The sequence below is a fragment of the Streptomyces sp. B93 genome (genome assembly GCF_018070565.1).
Classification (GTDB): domain Bacteria; phylum Actinomycetota; class Actinomycetes; order Streptomycetales; family Streptomycetaceae; genus Streptomyces.
The window spans coordinates 1-13,902 of sequence record NZ_JAGPXL010000062.1; the positions used below are offsets into that span (position 1 = coordinate 1).

Consider the following 13,902-nt stretch of genomic DNA (forward strand, 5'->3'; position numbering starts at 1 on the left):
CCCCGTGCCTCCCCATCTGGTCGGCCGTCACCACCCAGGCGACGTCGTCCTCGCGCCGACCGCCCACCCCCGCCGCTGGGAACTGCGCGCCGACACCCGCCACCCGGTCCTCTTCGACCACCCGGTCGACCACGTCCCCGGCATGGTGCTCCTCGAAGCCGCCCGTCAGGCCGCGCTCGCCGACCACGGCCGGGCCGGCCTGCCCACCACCATCACCAGCGAGTTCCTGCGCTACGCCGAACTCGACACCCCTTGTTACGTGGAAGCCCTGACCCTCCCGAGCACCACCGGCGACACCGCCGACCTCCTCGTCACCGCCCACCAGAACGACACGCCCGTCTTCGTCGCCACCCTCACCCTCACGACCCCGGACCCGTGACCCACCGGTCTCCGGATCAGGCCAGGCCGAACCTCTCCGCGTGCACCTGCCGCGCGGGAACCCGCAGCTCGCGCAAGCCGGAGAGGACGGCCGTCGTCATGGCGGGCGGGCCGCAGACGTAGACGTCGCGTTCGGTGATGTCGGGGACCAACTGGTGGAGGCTGGCCGGGGCGAAGGGCGGGACGCCGCTCTCGCCGGTCCTGCCGGTGAGGAGGTGCAACCGGCCGCCCCGGAATTCGACCAGGTGGCGCACCTCGTTCAGCAGTACGGCGTCGGCCTCGCTGCGCACCCGGTACAGCACGACGACGTCGCCGCCGGTCGTCTGCTCCTCCAGCATGGCCCGCACAGGGGTGACGCCTACCCCACCGGCGATGAGCAGCGCGCCGGGGCGGCTCCGGTGCAGTGAGGTGAACGCCCCGTACGGTCCCTCGACGAAGGCCCGGCCACCGGGCGTGAGGTCGCGCAGACCGGCGCTGGCCTTGCCCGCCGCCTTGGCCGTGAGGCGCAGCCCCTGCCCGGTGGGCGCCGCCGACAGGGAGAAGGGGTTCGCCAGCCACCAGTGGTGGTGTCCGGGGAACCGCCAGATACAGAACTGGCCCGCCCGGGCGGGGAGTTTGTCGAGGTGGCGGCCGGTGACGTAGACGGAGACCGCGTCGTCCGACTCCGGTATCACGGCCACGACGCGGAACCGGTGGTAGGCGTTGCGCCACAGGGGCAGGGCGAGACGCCCGGCCAGCAGGGCGCCGAAGGCGAACAGCCACATGAGCCACCAGTAGGCCGTGGCGAACGCGGAGGACGTGAAGGTCGTCGTCTCCTGCAACTGGTGCACGAAGGACAGGCCGAGGGCGACGTAGAGCAGCAGGTGCAGGCCGTGCCAGACCTCGTAGCGCAGTCGCCGCCGCAGGGGCCGGGTGGAGATCACTCCGATGACGACGATGACGGCGGCGGCGAGCATGCCGAGCAGGGAGGCCGGTACGCCGCTCAGCGCGACGAACGTCTTCAGCATGGAGGCGTCGTCGAGCGTCGCGTAGCCGAGCACCACGAGCGTGGCGTGGGTGAGGACGGTCCACAGCAGGGTGAAGCCGACCCAGCGGTGCCACACCGTGAGCCGGTCCATGCCGATGCGGCGGTCCAGCCAGGGCAGCCGCGCCACCAGCAGCAGTTGGAAGAACATCAGCAGGGCTGCGTGCAGGCCGAAGAACTTGGCGACCGTGAGCACGTCGTTCTTGCCGGAACCGGCGCTCAGGAACAGCGCCTCCACGATGACGACGTTGACGAGGACGAACGTCCACATCACCCGGCGCGCCGCGTCCACCGGAGGCACCGTGCCTCTGCTTCCTGCCGTGGTACTCACCGTCGTCATGGTCGCCTCACATCCCCCTGTGGCCGCGGCTGTCGCGACCTGCCCCACAATTCCCATGAAGATGGGAAGAATCTGCCGTAATTGGCATGTCGATCGGGTAAGAATACGGGCCGTCGGCCCGATCCGTTCAGACTGCTGACGTCTGTTCCGTGTCCAGCCCTTCGGCGCCGCCGCTTTTGTGGTTGTTTGAGGGCATGCTCCGCGGATTTCGCGCTCTGGTCCTCCCGGCCTCCCAGCGCCGCTCACTGGACGAACTGGCGCAGGATCTGGACCTGTCGGCCGGGGACACCAGGTCCAAGCGTTCGGCCTTCTGGACGATGCTGACGCTGTCCTCGGTCATCGCGGCGGGCGGGGTGCTGACGGACTCGACGGCCACCGTCATCGGCGCGATGATCATCGCGCCGTTGTCGACGCCGATCATGGGTATCGCCCTGGGGTCGGTGCAGCGCCGACGGAACGGCTCCCTCCGGGTCGTCCTGGCCGCCGGTGCGCTGGTGGTCGCGGTCGGGATCGTCTTCTCCCTGGTGCTGCCCGGCAACTACGACCTGCTCTCCAACAGCCAGGTCGCGTCCCGGACGTCACCGGGGCTGATGGATCTGGTCGCCGCCCTCGCGACCGGCTTCGCGGGTGCGGTGGCGCTCGCCCGCCGGGACGTCGCCGCCGTCCTGCCCGGTGTCGCGATCGCCATCTCCCTCGTGCCGCCGCTGGTGGTGGTCGGCGTCTGTCTGGGGCGTCTGGCGGAGTGGCTCGCGCTGGGCGCGCTGGTCCTGTTCGTGTCCAACCTCTTCGCGCTGGTCTTCGGCGGCATGGTGGTCTTCGCCGCCCTCACCTTCCGCGCTCGGGACGCGGGTGCCGCCGGGCGGCCGACGCGCAGGACGTACGCCGCCATGGCCCTGCTGTTCGTGGTCGTGTTCGTGCCGCTCGCCGCCAACACCGCGCTCACGCTCTTCCTCAACAGCTGGACCGGTCGGGCCAAGCACGCGGCGGAACAGTGGCTGGCCGACGTCCCGGGCGCGTCCGTCACCAGCGTCGACACGGCGTCCCGGACGATGTACATCCACGTCCGCGTGCACGGGGACCTGCCACCGGCCCAGACGCTGCTGGACCGGCTTCAGGGGCAGATCCCGGACGGCATCCCGATCGTGGTGGACACGATGGTCGGCCGACGCATCGACGCCGGGACGGTCGGTGACTGAGCATCGCGCTCCAGCGGCGCGCCCGGGCTGTCAGGGCTCCCGGCGCACGACGCACAGCGCCCAGATGACGAAGCCGTACAGCGCGATCAGAATGAGCGACCACACGGGGTAGTACGGGATCGACAGGAAGTTGGCGATGATCAGCAGCGCCGCAATCCCGACGCCGACGACCCTGGCCCACAGGGCACGGCTGAAGAGCCCGGCGCTCACGACCATGGCGATCACGCCCAGGACGAGCTGGATCCAGCCCCAGCTGGTCAGGTCGAACTTGAAGATGTAGTTGGGGGTGGCCACGAAGACGTCGTCGTCGGCGATCGCCATGATGCCCCGGAAGAGGTCCAGGATTCCGGCGACGAACAGCAGGACGGCGGCGAACGTCACCAGTCCCCCGGCAGCCGCGCCGGTCCTGTCCGAGCGGCCGTGGTGAGTCGTGGTCGTGGTCATGGTCGGCACCTCGCTTCGCTCTTGCCGCTGAGCCGTGACGCTCTGCGCCATGGCTACGAGCTTGCACGGCCGCCGACGACCGGTGATCACCCGTAGCGGGTGAGGCCGCTCCCATGGCAGACGTCCGCCGCCACGGCACCGTCGACGGACTGACCGTCTCCTCGGGCAACCCGTTCACGCCGTGGCCATCCCGGCCCAGCGCGGTACTGGGAAGAGCACACAGGGGTGCCGTCACCGTGTGTGGTTGCCCCAGCCGAGCAGGAGCAGGCCAAGCACGAGCACGTGCTCGATGTCGCGGAGGTACAGCCCTTGGTACAGGAGGCGGTCGAGGGACACCTCAGCGCGCGGGCTGACCCGGCCGCGGGTTCCGGCCACGGCCGTCACGGCCGCCGCGGCGCCGGCCGTCTCGCAACCCGTGGCCGGCAGCGAGAGCGCCCGCCGCCGGTGCCAGGACCGGCGTATACCCGGCAGGGTATACGCCGGTAGCCCGCGGCACCGTGGGACCGGGGGCGAGACCGACGAGGTCACGCATCCGGCCGGTCGCCCGGCCTGCGGGGTCGGCCGTATGTGAGGCCACGTCAGATCGCCTCCGCGCACGCGCTGTAGCGTGTGGTCATGTCCGCGTTCATCCAACAGCTCCCCACTCTGATCGGAGTAGTCATCGGCGCCCTGGGGTCGTACCTGGCGGTCATGCGCGCTGACCGGGCCCGCTTCCACCGCGAGCAGGCGGCCCGTTGGGAGGAGCGGCGGCTGGCGGCCTACGCCCACTACGCCCGGTCGCTGAAGAAGAGCGTCACCCTGGCCTACCGGATCGCGGCGCACTTCGGCAACGACCCGCACCCGCACCCGTTGTCGCCCGAGGCGGCGGCGCCGGACCTGGCCGACGCCGCCGACGGGCGCGATCCGGCCGGGGAAGCGCTGTTGATGCTCGGCAGTCCGGACGTGGTGGAGGCGGCTCGCGCATGGGTCGTCGTGGTCATGGACATGGAGCAGTTCCTGCGCGACGAGACCCGCAGCCCGGAGGCGTGGTCGGTCCTGCTGGAGCGCCAGCGCGCCGCGCGGGAGAAGTACTACGCGGCGGTCCGCCGCGACCTGGCGCTCCCACCCGGCCATTCCGGGCACTGGCAGCTGCCCGCGTCCCCGACGCCGTGACCACGGCCGCCCCGGCGGCAAAGACGCCGCGCTCCGGCGGTCGGGGGTGGGTGGCGGCGGCCACCACCGGGGGTCGTCCTCGGTGCCGGGACTCGGTCACGATCAGCGTGGGTCGGCCGCAGCGCGGGTTCCGGCGGACGACAGGGGCGTACCCCCTGTTCGTGCCGGCAGGTAGGGTCCATGACCGTGCGACTCGCGATTTTCGATCTGGACGGCACGCTGGTCGACCGCACCAGTGCCTTCACGGATGCCATAGCCACGCTCAGTGACGATCACGGTTTCGGCCCGGAGATCGAGCGGTGGCTGCTGACGGAACTCGCCGATCAGGCGGACCGTGGCGACTTCGAGCGGCTGCGTGTGGCCTTCCCAGCGATCAGCGAGAGCGCCGACCATCTGTGGCGCGTCTACATCGACCGCATGGCCGCCTCCGTGCGCTGCCGCCCCGCCGTCCTCGACAGTCTGGCCAAGCTGAAGGAAGCGGGCTGGAGCGTAGGCGTGGCCACGAACGGGGCGAGCGACATCCAGCGGGCCAAGGCGCGGGCCACCGGCCTGGCCGAGCTGATCGACGGCATCGCCGCCTCCGGCGACATCGACGTCCGCAAGCCCGACCCGCGGCTCTTCGAGCTGGCCGCCGCCCGCTGCGGTACGCAGCTCACCCCCGGCGACTGGATGACCGGCGACAACCCCGAAACCGACATAGCGGGCGGCTACCAGGCAGGCCTGCGCGCGATCTGGGTTCGCGGCCGTTCCTGGCCCGAGGGCCTCACGACGCCGCACCACGCGGTCGACGACGTCACCGACGCCATCGACTACCTGCTCGCCCATTCCTCGGGATAGCCCTGGGCCCGACCCCTCCAGGGAACCAGCCGGGAGAAAACCAGGAGCCCCGGAGCATGCGGGTGGGGTACGTTCCTGCTGTTCGAAGGGGGATCAAGTGGCGAAGCTGAACCAGATCATCGCCGTGGAAAAGGGCGTCAAGAGCAAGTCGTTCCAGGACATCACCGCGGCCCACCACAAGGTGCAGAAGCCCACGCTGCTGGCCGGTATCTCGCGTACGTACCAGCCGAAGGACGAGGAGGGCGAGCAGCTGCCGCCCGAGTCCACGCGGGTGCAGGTCAAGGCGGAGGACGTGCTGCGGGAGATGTCCGCGTCGCTGACCCGGCTGTTCGACGTGACCGCCACCAAGGACTGGGCGAACTGCACCGCCCGCGCGGACGTCACCGTCGACGGGCGGACCGTCGTCGCGGACGTGCCGGTCAGCTATCTGCTGTTCCTGGAGAAGCAGCTCACCGATCTGCACACCTTCGTCAGGAAGCTGCCCGTGCTCGACGCCGCCGAGTCGTGGTCCCTGGACCCGTCGACGGACTCGTGGAAGACGGACCCGGTGCGCACGATCCGCACCAAGAAGGTGCCGCGCAACCACGTCAAGGCCGAGGCGACCGACAAGCACCCCGCGCAGGTCGAGGTCTACTACGAGGACGTACCCATCGGGTACTGGACGACGGTGAAGTTCTCCGGAGCGCTCCCCGCGCGGCGGGTGAACGAGCTGGCGGAGCGGGTCGAGAAACTCCAGCAGGCGGTGAAGTTCGCCCGCGAGGAGGCCAATGGCGCCGAGGTCACCGACCAGCGGGTGGGTGACGCGGTGTTCGGCTACCTGTTCGGCTGACGTCGGCGGTGGGCGGCACCCATGATCGCCCCCGCGTGCGAGCGCGGGGGTGCGCGACAGGCGCGGGCCGGATTGAGGACCGGTTCGCGTGATGAGCGCAAGCTGAAACTGAGGTTCAGCCTGACGACCCACGGCCGGACGGCCGTGATCAGACTCAGACTCTCGCTCCAGCTTCAGCATCGCCACCGATCGCCGGATCGACCGAGGCCGGACGAGCGCCGTCGGATGCGAGTTCGACTCTCGCCTGCACCTCTTCCGTGGTGCGGTAGTTCAAAGGAAGAACACGACGGCCTGATGACTGATCCGTCCTCTTAAACGCCACTGGCGTGCGCATTTGGGTGGCACCCCCAGGGGCCCGGGAGCTGGATACGACTCCCGGGCTCCGCCACGTTCCGGAACGGTCCGGTGACCGCACGGGCCGGCGGACTAGGTCTTTGGTGCCGGTCTCCTCGGGCCCGCGGTCCGATCCGCCGTGCCGCGGTGACGACTAGCGTTCCCCTCATGCGCGTAGGACTACTTGGCACCGGCAACGTCGCCCGAGCACTGGCCCACGGTTGGAGTGCCGCGGGGCACGACGTGCTCCTCGGTTCCCGTCATCCGGAGGAGCGGAAGGACCTCGGTCTCCCCGTGGCGGGCCTGCACGAGACAGCCGCCCACGCGGAGGTGCTCGTCAACGCGACACCGGGCACCGTCTCCGTCGGTCTGCTGCACTCCATCGGGGCGCCCGCGCTGGCCGGCACCCCGCTGATCGATGTCGGGGTCGGCCTGTCCGACGACTTCACCGAGCTTTCCCACCCCAACAGCAGTCTGGGCGAACGGATTCAGGAAGCCTTTCCCCTGACGCCCGTCGTCAAGACGCTCTGCACCATGGACTCCACCGTGATGATCGCCCCGGACGCTCTGGACGGCCCCAGCACCGTCTTCCTCTCCGGGAACGACGCCGACGCCAAGCGGACGGCAGGCCGTCTGCTGACCGACCTCGGCTGGCCCCCGTCGTCACAGCTGGACCTGGGCGGCATCACCACCGCACGCGGGCAGGAGCACTTCGCCCTGCTCTTCATGGGCATCGCGAACGGTCTGGGTGGCCACTCGTTCAACATCAAGGTCGTCGACCGCGCCTCTGGCTGAAGGCGCGGTCGGCGCGGCCTCCGGCGCCCAGCGGGCCGGTCGGGGTGAGGTCGACGTGGGCTTCCAGCCGGGGCAGCTGCCGCCGGGACACGCGGAGGATGACAGGGGGCAGGGCCGGGCGGGCCAAATGCACCAGCCGTAGCCAGGCAGGTGCGTAGACGGTGGTCCGGCGCTGCTCCACGGCCTTCAGCAGGCGGGCGGCGACGGGGTCCACGGGGTGGACGCGGTGGGCCGGGCAGGGCATGTGGGTGCGCAGCTCCCGCAGGGCCGCGTGCCGGTCGCCGTCGCGGATCATGTCGGTGTCGGTCCAGTTGAGGTAGGCGATGCCGACGGCGACGCCGTGGTGTGCCACTTCGGCGCGCAGAGCGTGGGTGAAGGCTTCCACGCCTGATTTGGAGGCGCAGTAGGCGCTCAGCATGGGGGCCGCGGCGAGCGCCGCCGTGGAGGCGATCTGGAGGTGGTAGCCGCCCGTCTCCATCAGGTCGGGGAGGAAGGCGCGGGCGGTGTGGGCGCTGCCGGTGAGGTTCACGTCGATGACGCGGCTCCAGGTGGCCGGGTCGGACGTGACGAACGGGCCGCTCGCGGCGATTCCCGCGTTGGCGATGACGACGGAGGGGCGTCCGAGCCGTCGGCGGACGGTGTCGGCGGCGGCGTCCAGGGCGGCGGGGTCGGTGACGTCGGCCTCGACCGCGAGTGCCGGGCCGGGCAGGGCGGCGGCGACGGCGTCCAGTCCGGTGGGCTCGAGGCCGATCAGTGCGAGCCGGGCGCCGCGCCGGGAGCAGTGGTGTGCCAGTGCCGCGCCGATGCCGCGTGCTGCTCCGGTCACGACGACGGTACGGCCGTGAAGGGGGCTGTGGGTCGTGTCGGGCACGGAGCCGCCTCCTTCTGTCATGCGGGGGTGCGGCGCCTGTCGCCGGAGCGGTCGCGTCCGGTGAGCATCCGCTGGAGGCGGGTGAGGGGGGCGTACCGCTGGGCGCGCAGCGCGGCGCGGGCGGCGTTGGCGCCGGGCGCGCCGTGCACACCGCCGCCCGGGTGGGCCGCGGCGGAGGCGAGGTAGAGGCCGCTGACCGGGGTCTCGGGGCGGCCGGTGCCGGGTGTGGGGCGGAAGAACAGTTGCTGGTGCATGGCCGCGGTGCCGCCGTTGGTGGCGCCGCCGTGCAGGTTGGCGTCCAGGGCCTGGAGCGTGGGCGGGGCGAGGACGCGGCGGGCTCGGACGAGGGTGCGGAAGCCGGGGGCGAAGCGTTCCACCTGCCGCTCGACGCGGTCGGCCATGATCTGCTGTTCCTCCTGGCTCCAGCTGCCCGTGAGCCCTTCGTCACCGGCGTCGCCGCGGATGTCGTGCGGGAGGTGGGTGTAGGCCCAGGCGGACTCGGTGCCGTGCGGGGAGCGGGTGGCGTCGGCGGTGGTCATCTGGCCGAACAGCGCGAAGGGACGGTCGGGCACCTGTCCCATGGCGATCTGGGCGGCGAAGCGGGTCAGCTCGTCGAGCCCGTCGGCCAGGTGGACGGTGCCCGCCCGCGCGGCCTGCTCGGTGCGCCAGGGGACGGGGCCGTCGAGCGCCCAGTCCACCTTGAAGGTGGCGAAGTCCCACTCGAAGCTCCGCAGGTCGGCGAGGATCTGGCCGGGCACGTCGGCGGGGTCGAGGAGGTCGCCGTACAGGGCGGGAGCGGACACGTCCGCGAGGACGGCGTGCCGGGCGGTGACCGTCTCGCCGTCGGCGGTGCGTACGGCGGTGGCACGCCCGTCGCGTACGAGTACGTGGCTGACGCGGCTGCCGCAGCGCAGGGTGCCGCCGCGGGAGCGGAGTCGGCGGGTGAGGGCGGTGGTGAGGGCGCCGGAGCCGCCGACGGGCACGGGGAAGCCGTAGGTCTGCCCGAGCATGGACATCAGCCAGCCGTAGCCGCCGCTTCCGGCGGCCTCCGGTGCCAGGTCGGCGTGGAGCGCGTTGCCCGCGAGGAGCAGTCGGCCGCCCTCGCCCCGGAACTCCTCCGTGCCCATGCGGCGCACCGGCAGCATGAGGGTGCGGGCGAGCCGTAGGCCGCCCCCGCCGCGCAGCCGGACGGCCAGCCGGCCGGCTGCGCGCAGCGGCGGGAAGGGGGTGAACAGGGCGTCCAGGATGTCGGTCCGGTAGCGCTCCCACACCGCGTGCAGGCGGCGCCAGGCGTCGCCGTCCCCGGGGTGGAAGGCGTCGAGTGAGGCGGCGGTGGTGTCGACGTCACGGTCGAGGAGCGCGCAGCCGCCGCTGGTCAGCGGGTGGGCGAGGACGTGGGGCGCGTGGCTCCAGCGCAGGCCGTGGTCCTCCAGGTGCAGACCGGCGAGCACCGGGGATGCGGCGGCCAGCGGGTAGAAGGAGCTGAACAGGTCGTTCACGAACCCGGGGGCGACGTCGCTGTCGTGGCGCACCGCCCCGCCCGGCTCGGGCTGTTCCTCCAGGACCGTGACGCTCCATCCGGCGTCGGTGAGGAGGTTGGCGGCCACCAGGCCGTTGGGCCCGGCGCCGATGACCACGGCGTCAGGCACGGTCGGCTCCCCGCCGGGGCCCGGCCGTCGCACGCTCTCGCCGGTCGCCGTCACCGTTGGCATAGGTCTCGCAGATCTCGGCCAGGCGGGCCAGCATGGTCCGGTGGCGTAGCTGGATCAGCCCTTCCACGGCCACGTTGTGCAGTCTGCCGCCCGTGCCCCGCAGAGGGTGCTCGTCGACGATCACCAGGCAGTGCTCGCCCCAGGGGCGCAGTTCGATCGCGATCCGCGCCGTGCCGAGCGGTCCCGCGATGGCCTCCAGTTCCAGGGCCGAGCCCTCCTCGCACCGCCGGACGACGGTCTCGTTGGTCAGTGTGGCGGGGCCGAGGCGGAACTCGTAGGTGAGGGCGGCGTCCACCTCCGGCCAGTTGCCCCGGCAGGGGCGTGACTTGGCCGTCCCCACCACCCACTCCCCGTATCGGTCGCTGGCCGCGAGGACGTCCCACACCTGCTGCGGACTCGCCTCGATCAGCCGATGCCGTATGGCCACCATGCCTCCTTCGTCGCGGACCACGACTTGCCGGTCCCGCTCTGAGTGCCCCTTCCGGAGCCGGTGAAGCGGCGCGGTGGGGAGGCGACCCGTACCGACGTGCGACCGCTGCGACCCGGTGCTGCAATGACTGTGAGGGGGCGGCACCGGAGACGGCCCCGAGTACCAGAGGTGGCACCGTGAGCGACGAACTCGAAACAGTGGGGCCGATCGACTACCTCGTCGTCGAGTTCCCCGGCAACCGGATGACCGGCGAAGGGCTTCCTCTCCTGGTCGACCTCGTGGAGCGTGGCCTCATCCGGGTCCTGGACCTGGTCTTCGTCAGGAAGGACGAGGACGGGACCGTGACCGGTATGGAGATCGCCGACCTCACGGGGGACGGCGCCCTCGACCTGTCCGTCTTCGCGGGCGCGTCGTCGGGCCTGCTGGGCCAGGACGACCTCGAGGAGGCGGCCGTGGCGCTGGAGCCGGGCAGTTCCGCGGGCATCCTCGTCTACGAGAACCGGTGGGCCGCGCCGTTCGCCGCCGCCTTGCACCGGGGCGGTGCCAGGCTGGTCGCCTCCGGGCGGATCCCGGTCCCGGACCTCGTCGCCGCCCTCGACGCGACCGAGGCCGCCGGCTGAGCGGTGGACGATGACGGGGGCGGACCAGAAGGAGATGGACATGCCAGGTCTCATCCGTGGGGTGGCGCGCACCGCCGTGGTGGCCGGGACGGCGACCGCGGTGTCGAACCGTGTGACGCGTCGGCAGCAGGGGCGTTGGGCTGCCCAGGGGCAGTACCCGTACGATGCGGGCCCGCCCCGGGCGGCGCCCTACGCCGAGCCGTCGGCGCCCTCCTCGCCCCCTGACATGACCGGCAAGATCGAGCAGCTGAAGCAGCTCGGCGAGCTGAAGGCGCAGGGTGTGCTCACCGAGGCGGAGTTCGAGGAGCAGAAGCGCAGGGTCCTGGAGTCGTGATCCCGGGGCGGGCCGGTGGTCCCGCAGGCTCCTTTGCTGAGACGCCGGGGAGCCGGACCGTGACGGCGAGACCGCCGGTGGCGCGGGGGGCGAGGTCGAGGGCTCCGTCGTGGGCGCGTACGACGCTGTGCACGATGGCGAGGCCGAGGCCGACACCGGTGTGCTCGTCGCCGCGCACGCGTTCCGCTCCCCGCTGAAAGGGTTCGGTGAGGGTCGGCACCAGGTCCGGTGCGAGCCGGGGGCCGGTGTTCTCGACCCGCAGGACGCTCGTGTCGCCGTACGCCTCGGTGTGGACCGTCACCGTGCCGCCGACGGGCTGGTTGTGGACGATGGCGTTCTGGACGAGGTTCGTCACCATCCGCAGCAGCAGTTCCGCGGAGCCGCTGGTCCGTGCCGCTCCCCCGGTGACGTCGAGGGTGATGCCGCGCCCTTCGGCGAGGGTGAGCAGGGTCTCGACGGCCTCTTCGGCGACGAGGGAGAGGTCCACGCTCTCGCGGCCGAAGTTCCCGCGGTCGCTGCGGCTGAGCAGCAGGAGGGCCTCGGTCAGGCCGATCGCGCGGGTGTTGACGGTCTGGAGGCGTGCGAGGAGTTCGGCCTGGTCGCGTGTGGGGTCCTTGCGGGCGAGGTCGAGCAGCGTCCGTGAGATGGCCAGCGGGGTGCGCAGTTCGTGGGAGGCGTTCGCCGCGAACCTCCGCTGCTCGGCCACGTGCGACTCCAGTTGTTCGAGCATCGCGTCGAACGCGTCGGAGAGTTCACGGAACTCGTCCTGGCGGCCCGCCAGGCGGATCCGGTGGGACAGCGATCCGTTCCCGGCCGCCCGGGTCGCGGCCGTGATCCGGGTGAGCGGCGCGAGCATCCGACCGGCGAGGATCCACCCGCCGACGAGCCCGAACACGAGCAGGAAGGCCATCGCCATGGCCGCGGCGGGGGCGAAGGTGCGCACGAGGAGGTAGCGGTTGGGCGCGACCCCCAGCAGGCCCTGGGAGTTGTCGGGCACGTAGCGCAGCAGGAACCCCCACACCACGGCCAGCAGCAGCGCGCCCGCGACGGCCAGGAACCCGGCGTAGCTGAGGGTGAGTTTCAGCCGGACGCTCAGTCCTGGTCTCCTATGCACGGGCGGCACCGGGATGCGTCGGCTCGGGGCCGGTGTCGATGCGGTAGCCGACCCCCGGCACCGTGGCGATGATCCAGGGCTCGCCGAGCCGTTTGCGCAGCGCGGACACGGTGATGCGTACGGCGTTGGTGAGGGGGTCGGCGTTCTCGTCCCAGGCGCGTTCCAGCAGCTCTTCGGCGCTGACGACGCCGCCCTCGGCGGTGACGAGGACTTCCAGTACGGCGAACTGCTTGCGGGTGAGTGCGACGTAGCGGCCGTCGCGGAAGACCTCCCAGCGGAACGGGTCGACGCGCAGTCCCGCGATCTCGCGGACCGGGGGCCGGGCGTACGCGCGTCTGCGGTCCAGCGCCCTCAGCCGCAGGACCAGCTCCCGGAGGTCGAACGGCTTGGTCAGGTAGTCGTCGGCGCCGAGGCCGAACCCGGACGCCTTGTCGTCGATCCGGTCGGCGGCGGTGAGCATCAGGATCGGGATGCCGCTGCCGGAGGCGACGATGCGCCGGGCGACCTCGTCCCCGGAGGGACCGGGTATGTCGCGGTCGAGGACCGCGAGGTCGTAGGAGTTGCGGCCGAGCAGTTCCAGGGCGGAGTCGCCGTCGCCCGCGATGTCGGCGGCGATCGCCTCCAGCCGCAGGCCGTCACGGACGGCCTCGGCCAGGTAGGGCTCGTCCTCCACGATCAGTACGCGCATGTCCGAAGAGTAGACAGGACGACCTATCGCCGACGTATGCGACGTCATGTGCGCACGCGTGGCTCGCGGCTCAGCCCGTCGCCGCCCGTGCGGGTCTGGGGCCGGGCGACGGCGTCTTTGCCGTAGTGCGCCACCAGCGGCGTGACGCCAGCCCGGCCAGTACCGCGCCGGTCGCGTTGACCAGTACGTCGTCCACGGAGGACACCCGGTCAAGGCGCAGGACGTACTGGGCGGTCTCCACCAGGATCGAGCAGCCCGCCCCGAGCGCCAGGAGGCGGGGTACGGACGCCAGCGCAGCGAACCGCATCGGGGCGAAGAAGCCCAGCGCCGCGAAGACCAGCAGGTTGCCGGTGATCCCCAGCAGGCCCATCGTGGGCAGGTCCCGCAGCGGCACCAGGCTCAACCGGCCGGGGACGGCACCGGCCCCGGAGCCCGGCATCATGGTCAGCCACACGAACGGCACCGTCCCGTGGACCATGCCGACCTCGGCCAGCGACCTCCGCCACGCCGACCCGTCGGCGGCGGCCCGCCGCCAGCACGCCAGGGCCCATGCCACCAGCACGGCCAGCGGGAGCGTGACCAGCGTCATCAGCACCACGCCGTTGAAGGTGTCGAGGCAGCCGTGCCACCGCCCGGCCATGCACGCCGGAGCGGCCATCATCAACGGCCGCCGCAGGACGAACAGGACGCTCGCCAGGCCGAGGAGCGCCAGGCTGAGCGGCACGAGGCTGAAGGGCACGAGCCCGCGCACGCGGCGGGGCGGGGCGGACATGGGTCGGGGCTGGTTCATGTGCTCATTGCAACC

General features: G+C 71.8%; 17 protein-coding genes. 8 read left to right on the forward strand and 9 right to left on the reverse strand.

From position 1 onward, the window contains the following. Positions 1–379 (forward strand): AfsA-related hotdog domain-containing protein (locus KBY47_RS33000; RefSeq protein ID WP_282108471.1); only part of this gene is annotated, 379 nt, incomplete at its 5' end. 16 nt (positions 380–395) lie between these two features. Here the strand turns inward: KBY47_RS33000 and KBY47_RS33005 are convergent. Then, positions 396–1,742: a ferredoxin reductase family protein gene (locus tag KBY47_RS33005; protein ID WP_210927771.1), complete on the reverse strand. Its 1,347-nt coding sequence runs from the start codon at positions 1,740–1,742 to the stop codon at positions 396–398. A 194-nt stretch (positions 1,743–1,936) separates the two neighbouring features. On the opposite strand from KBY47_RS33005, the gene KBY47_RS33010 reads away from it, so the two are divergent. Continuing rightward, entirely contained in the window at positions 1,937–2,938 is a 1,002-nt protein-coding gene (locus KBY47_RS33010; protein ID WP_210927773.1) for a DUF389 domain-containing protein, read from the forward strand. Positions 2,939–2,968: 30 nt separating this feature from the next. Here the strand turns inward: KBY47_RS33010 and KBY47_RS33015 are convergent, their stop codons facing one another. Together KBY47_RS33015 and KBY47_RS33020 are read right to left on the reverse strand one after the other, a co-directional pair. Further along, positions 2,969–3,382: a hypothetical protein gene (locus KBY47_RS33015; RefSeq protein WP_210927775.1), complete on the reverse strand. Its 414-nt coding sequence runs from the start codon at positions 3,380–3,382 to the stop codon at positions 2,969–2,971. Between the two features lie 231 nt (positions 3,383–3,613). Further along, complete coding sequence (locus KBY47_RS33020; RefSeq protein WP_210927777.1) at positions 3,614–3,757, reverse strand: hypothetical protein; 144 nt, start codon at positions 3,755–3,757, stop codon at positions 3,614–3,616. 240 nt (positions 3,758–3,997) lie between these two features. Between KBY47_RS33020 and KBY47_RS33025 the strand changes: the two genes are divergently transcribed. The 4 genes from KBY47_RS33025 to KBY47_RS33040 all read left to right on the forward strand — a co-directional run bounded on the left by KBY47_RS33025 (position 3,998) and on the right by KBY47_RS33040 (position 7,328). Continuing rightward, positions 3,998–4,534, forward strand: a complete 537-nt coding sequence (locus KBY47_RS33025; RefSeq protein WP_210927779.1) for a hypothetical protein — start codon at positions 3,998–4,000, stop codon at positions 4,532–4,534. A 186-nt stretch (positions 4,535–4,720) separates the two neighbouring features. Next, positions 4,721–5,371, forward strand: a complete 651-nt coding sequence (locus tag KBY47_RS33030; RefSeq protein WP_210927823.1) for an HAD family hydrolase — start codon at positions 4,721–4,723, stop codon at positions 5,369–5,371. A 97-nt stretch (positions 5,372–5,468) separates the two neighbouring features. Then, positions 5,469–6,200: a hypothetical protein gene (locus tag KBY47_RS33035; RefSeq protein WP_210927781.1), complete on the forward strand. Its 732-nt coding sequence runs from the start codon at positions 5,469–5,471 to the stop codon at positions 6,198–6,200. A gap of 480 nt (positions 6,201–6,680) precedes the next feature. Then, entirely contained in the window at positions 6,681–7,328 is a 648-nt protein-coding gene (locus KBY47_RS33040) for an NAD(P)-binding domain-containing protein (RefSeq protein WP_308405381.1), read from the forward strand. Here KBY47_RS33040 and KBY47_RS33045 read toward each other — a convergent pair. The 3 genes from KBY47_RS33045 to KBY47_RS33055 are packed head-to-tail and all read right to left on the reverse strand — an operon-like array spanning position 7,300 to position 10,338. Beyond that, entirely contained in the window at positions 7,300–8,220 is a 921-nt protein-coding gene (locus tag KBY47_RS33045; protein ID WP_210927785.1) for an SDR family oxidoreductase, read from the reverse strand. The genes KBY47_RS33040 and KBY47_RS33045 overlap by 29 nt on opposite strands. Further along, positions 8,217–9,848: an NAD(P)/FAD-dependent oxidoreductase gene (locus KBY47_RS33050; protein ID WP_210927787.1), complete on the reverse strand. Its 1,632-nt coding sequence runs from the start codon at positions 9,846–9,848 to the stop codon at positions 8,217–8,219. The genes KBY47_RS33045 and KBY47_RS33050 overlap by 4 nt, the downstream gene beginning before the upstream one ends. Next, complete coding sequence (locus KBY47_RS33055; RefSeq protein WP_210927825.1) at positions 9,841–10,338, reverse strand: SRPBCC family protein; 498 nt, start codon at positions 10,336–10,338, stop codon at positions 9,841–9,843. The genes KBY47_RS33050 and KBY47_RS33055 overlap by 8 nt, the downstream gene beginning before the upstream one ends. 179 nt (positions 10,339–10,517) lie before the next feature. On the opposite strand from KBY47_RS33055, the gene KBY47_RS33060 reads away from it, so the two are divergent. Continuing rightward, positions 10,518–10,961, forward strand: coding sequence for a DUF6325 family protein (locus tag KBY47_RS33060; RefSeq protein ID WP_210927789.1), 444 nt, complete (start codon positions 10,518–10,520; stop codon positions 10,959–10,961). A 40-nt stretch (positions 10,962–11,001) separates the two neighbouring features. After that, a complete protein-coding gene (locus KBY47_RS33065; protein WP_210927791.1) occupies positions 11,002–11,295 on the forward strand; it encodes an SHOCT domain-containing protein in 294 nt (97 codons plus the stop codon). On the opposite strand, the gene KBY47_RS33070 is transcribed toward KBY47_RS33065, so the two are convergent. The 3 genes from KBY47_RS33070 to KBY47_RS33080 all read right to left on the reverse strand — a co-directional run bounded on the left by KBY47_RS33070 (position 11,246) and on the right by KBY47_RS33080 (position 13,887). Further along, complete coding sequence (locus KBY47_RS33070) at positions 11,246–12,409, reverse strand: HAMP domain-containing sensor histidine kinase (RefSeq protein WP_210927792.1); 1,164 nt, start codon at positions 12,407–12,409, stop codon at positions 11,246–11,248. The two genes, KBY47_RS33065 and KBY47_RS33070, sit on opposite strands and share 50 nt — an antisense overlap. Further along, entirely contained in the window at positions 12,402–13,097 is a 696-nt protein-coding gene (locus KBY47_RS33075; protein WP_210927793.1) for a response regulator transcription factor, read from the reverse strand. Before KBY47_RS33075 ends, KBY47_RS33070 begins: the two co-directional genes overlap by 8 nt. A gap of 70 nt (positions 13,098–13,167) precedes the next feature. After that, the gene (locus tag KBY47_RS33080) at positions 13,168–13,887 is read right to left on the reverse strand and encodes a VanZ family protein (RefSeq protein ID WP_210927794.1); all 720 of its coding nucleotides are present in this window, start codon (positions 13,885–13,887) and stop codon (positions 13,168–13,170) included. Between the last annotated feature and the right edge of the window lie 15 nt (positions 13,888–13,902).

Excerpts from the sequence above, each read along its gene's own strand:
- KBY47_RS33005 (WP_210927771.1), bottom strand. The coding sequence starts at position 1,742 with ATGACGACGGTGAGTACCACGGCAGGAAGCAGAGGCACGGTGCCTCCG.
- KBY47_RS33010 (WP_210927773.1), top strand. The coding sequence starts at position 1,937 with ATGCTCCGCGGATTTCGCGCTCTGGTCCTCCCGGCCTCCCAGCGCCGC.
- KBY47_RS33015 (WP_210927775.1), bottom strand. The coding sequence starts at position 3,382 with ATGACCACGACCACGACTCACCACGGCCGCTCGGACAGGACCGGCGCG.
- KBY47_RS33025 (WP_210927779.1), top strand. The coding sequence starts at position 3,998 with ATGTCCGCGTTCATCCAACAGCTCCCCACTCTGATCGGAGTAGTCATC.
- KBY47_RS33045 (WP_210927785.1), bottom strand. The coding sequence starts at position 8,220 with ATGACAGAAGGAGGCGGCTCCGTGCCCGACACGACCCACAGCCCCCTT.
- KBY47_RS33065 (WP_210927791.1), top strand. The coding sequence starts at position 11,002 with ATGCCAGGTCTCATCCGTGGGGTGGCGCGCACCGCCGTGGTGGCCGGG.
- KBY47_RS33075 (WP_210927793.1), bottom strand. The coding sequence starts at position 13,097 with ATGCGCGTACTGATCGTGGAGGACGAGCCCTACCTGGCCGAGGCCGTC.
- KBY47_RS33080 (WP_210927794.1), bottom strand. The coding sequence starts at position 13,887 with ATGAACCAGCCCCGACCCATGTCCGCCCCGCCCCGCCGCGTGCGCGGG.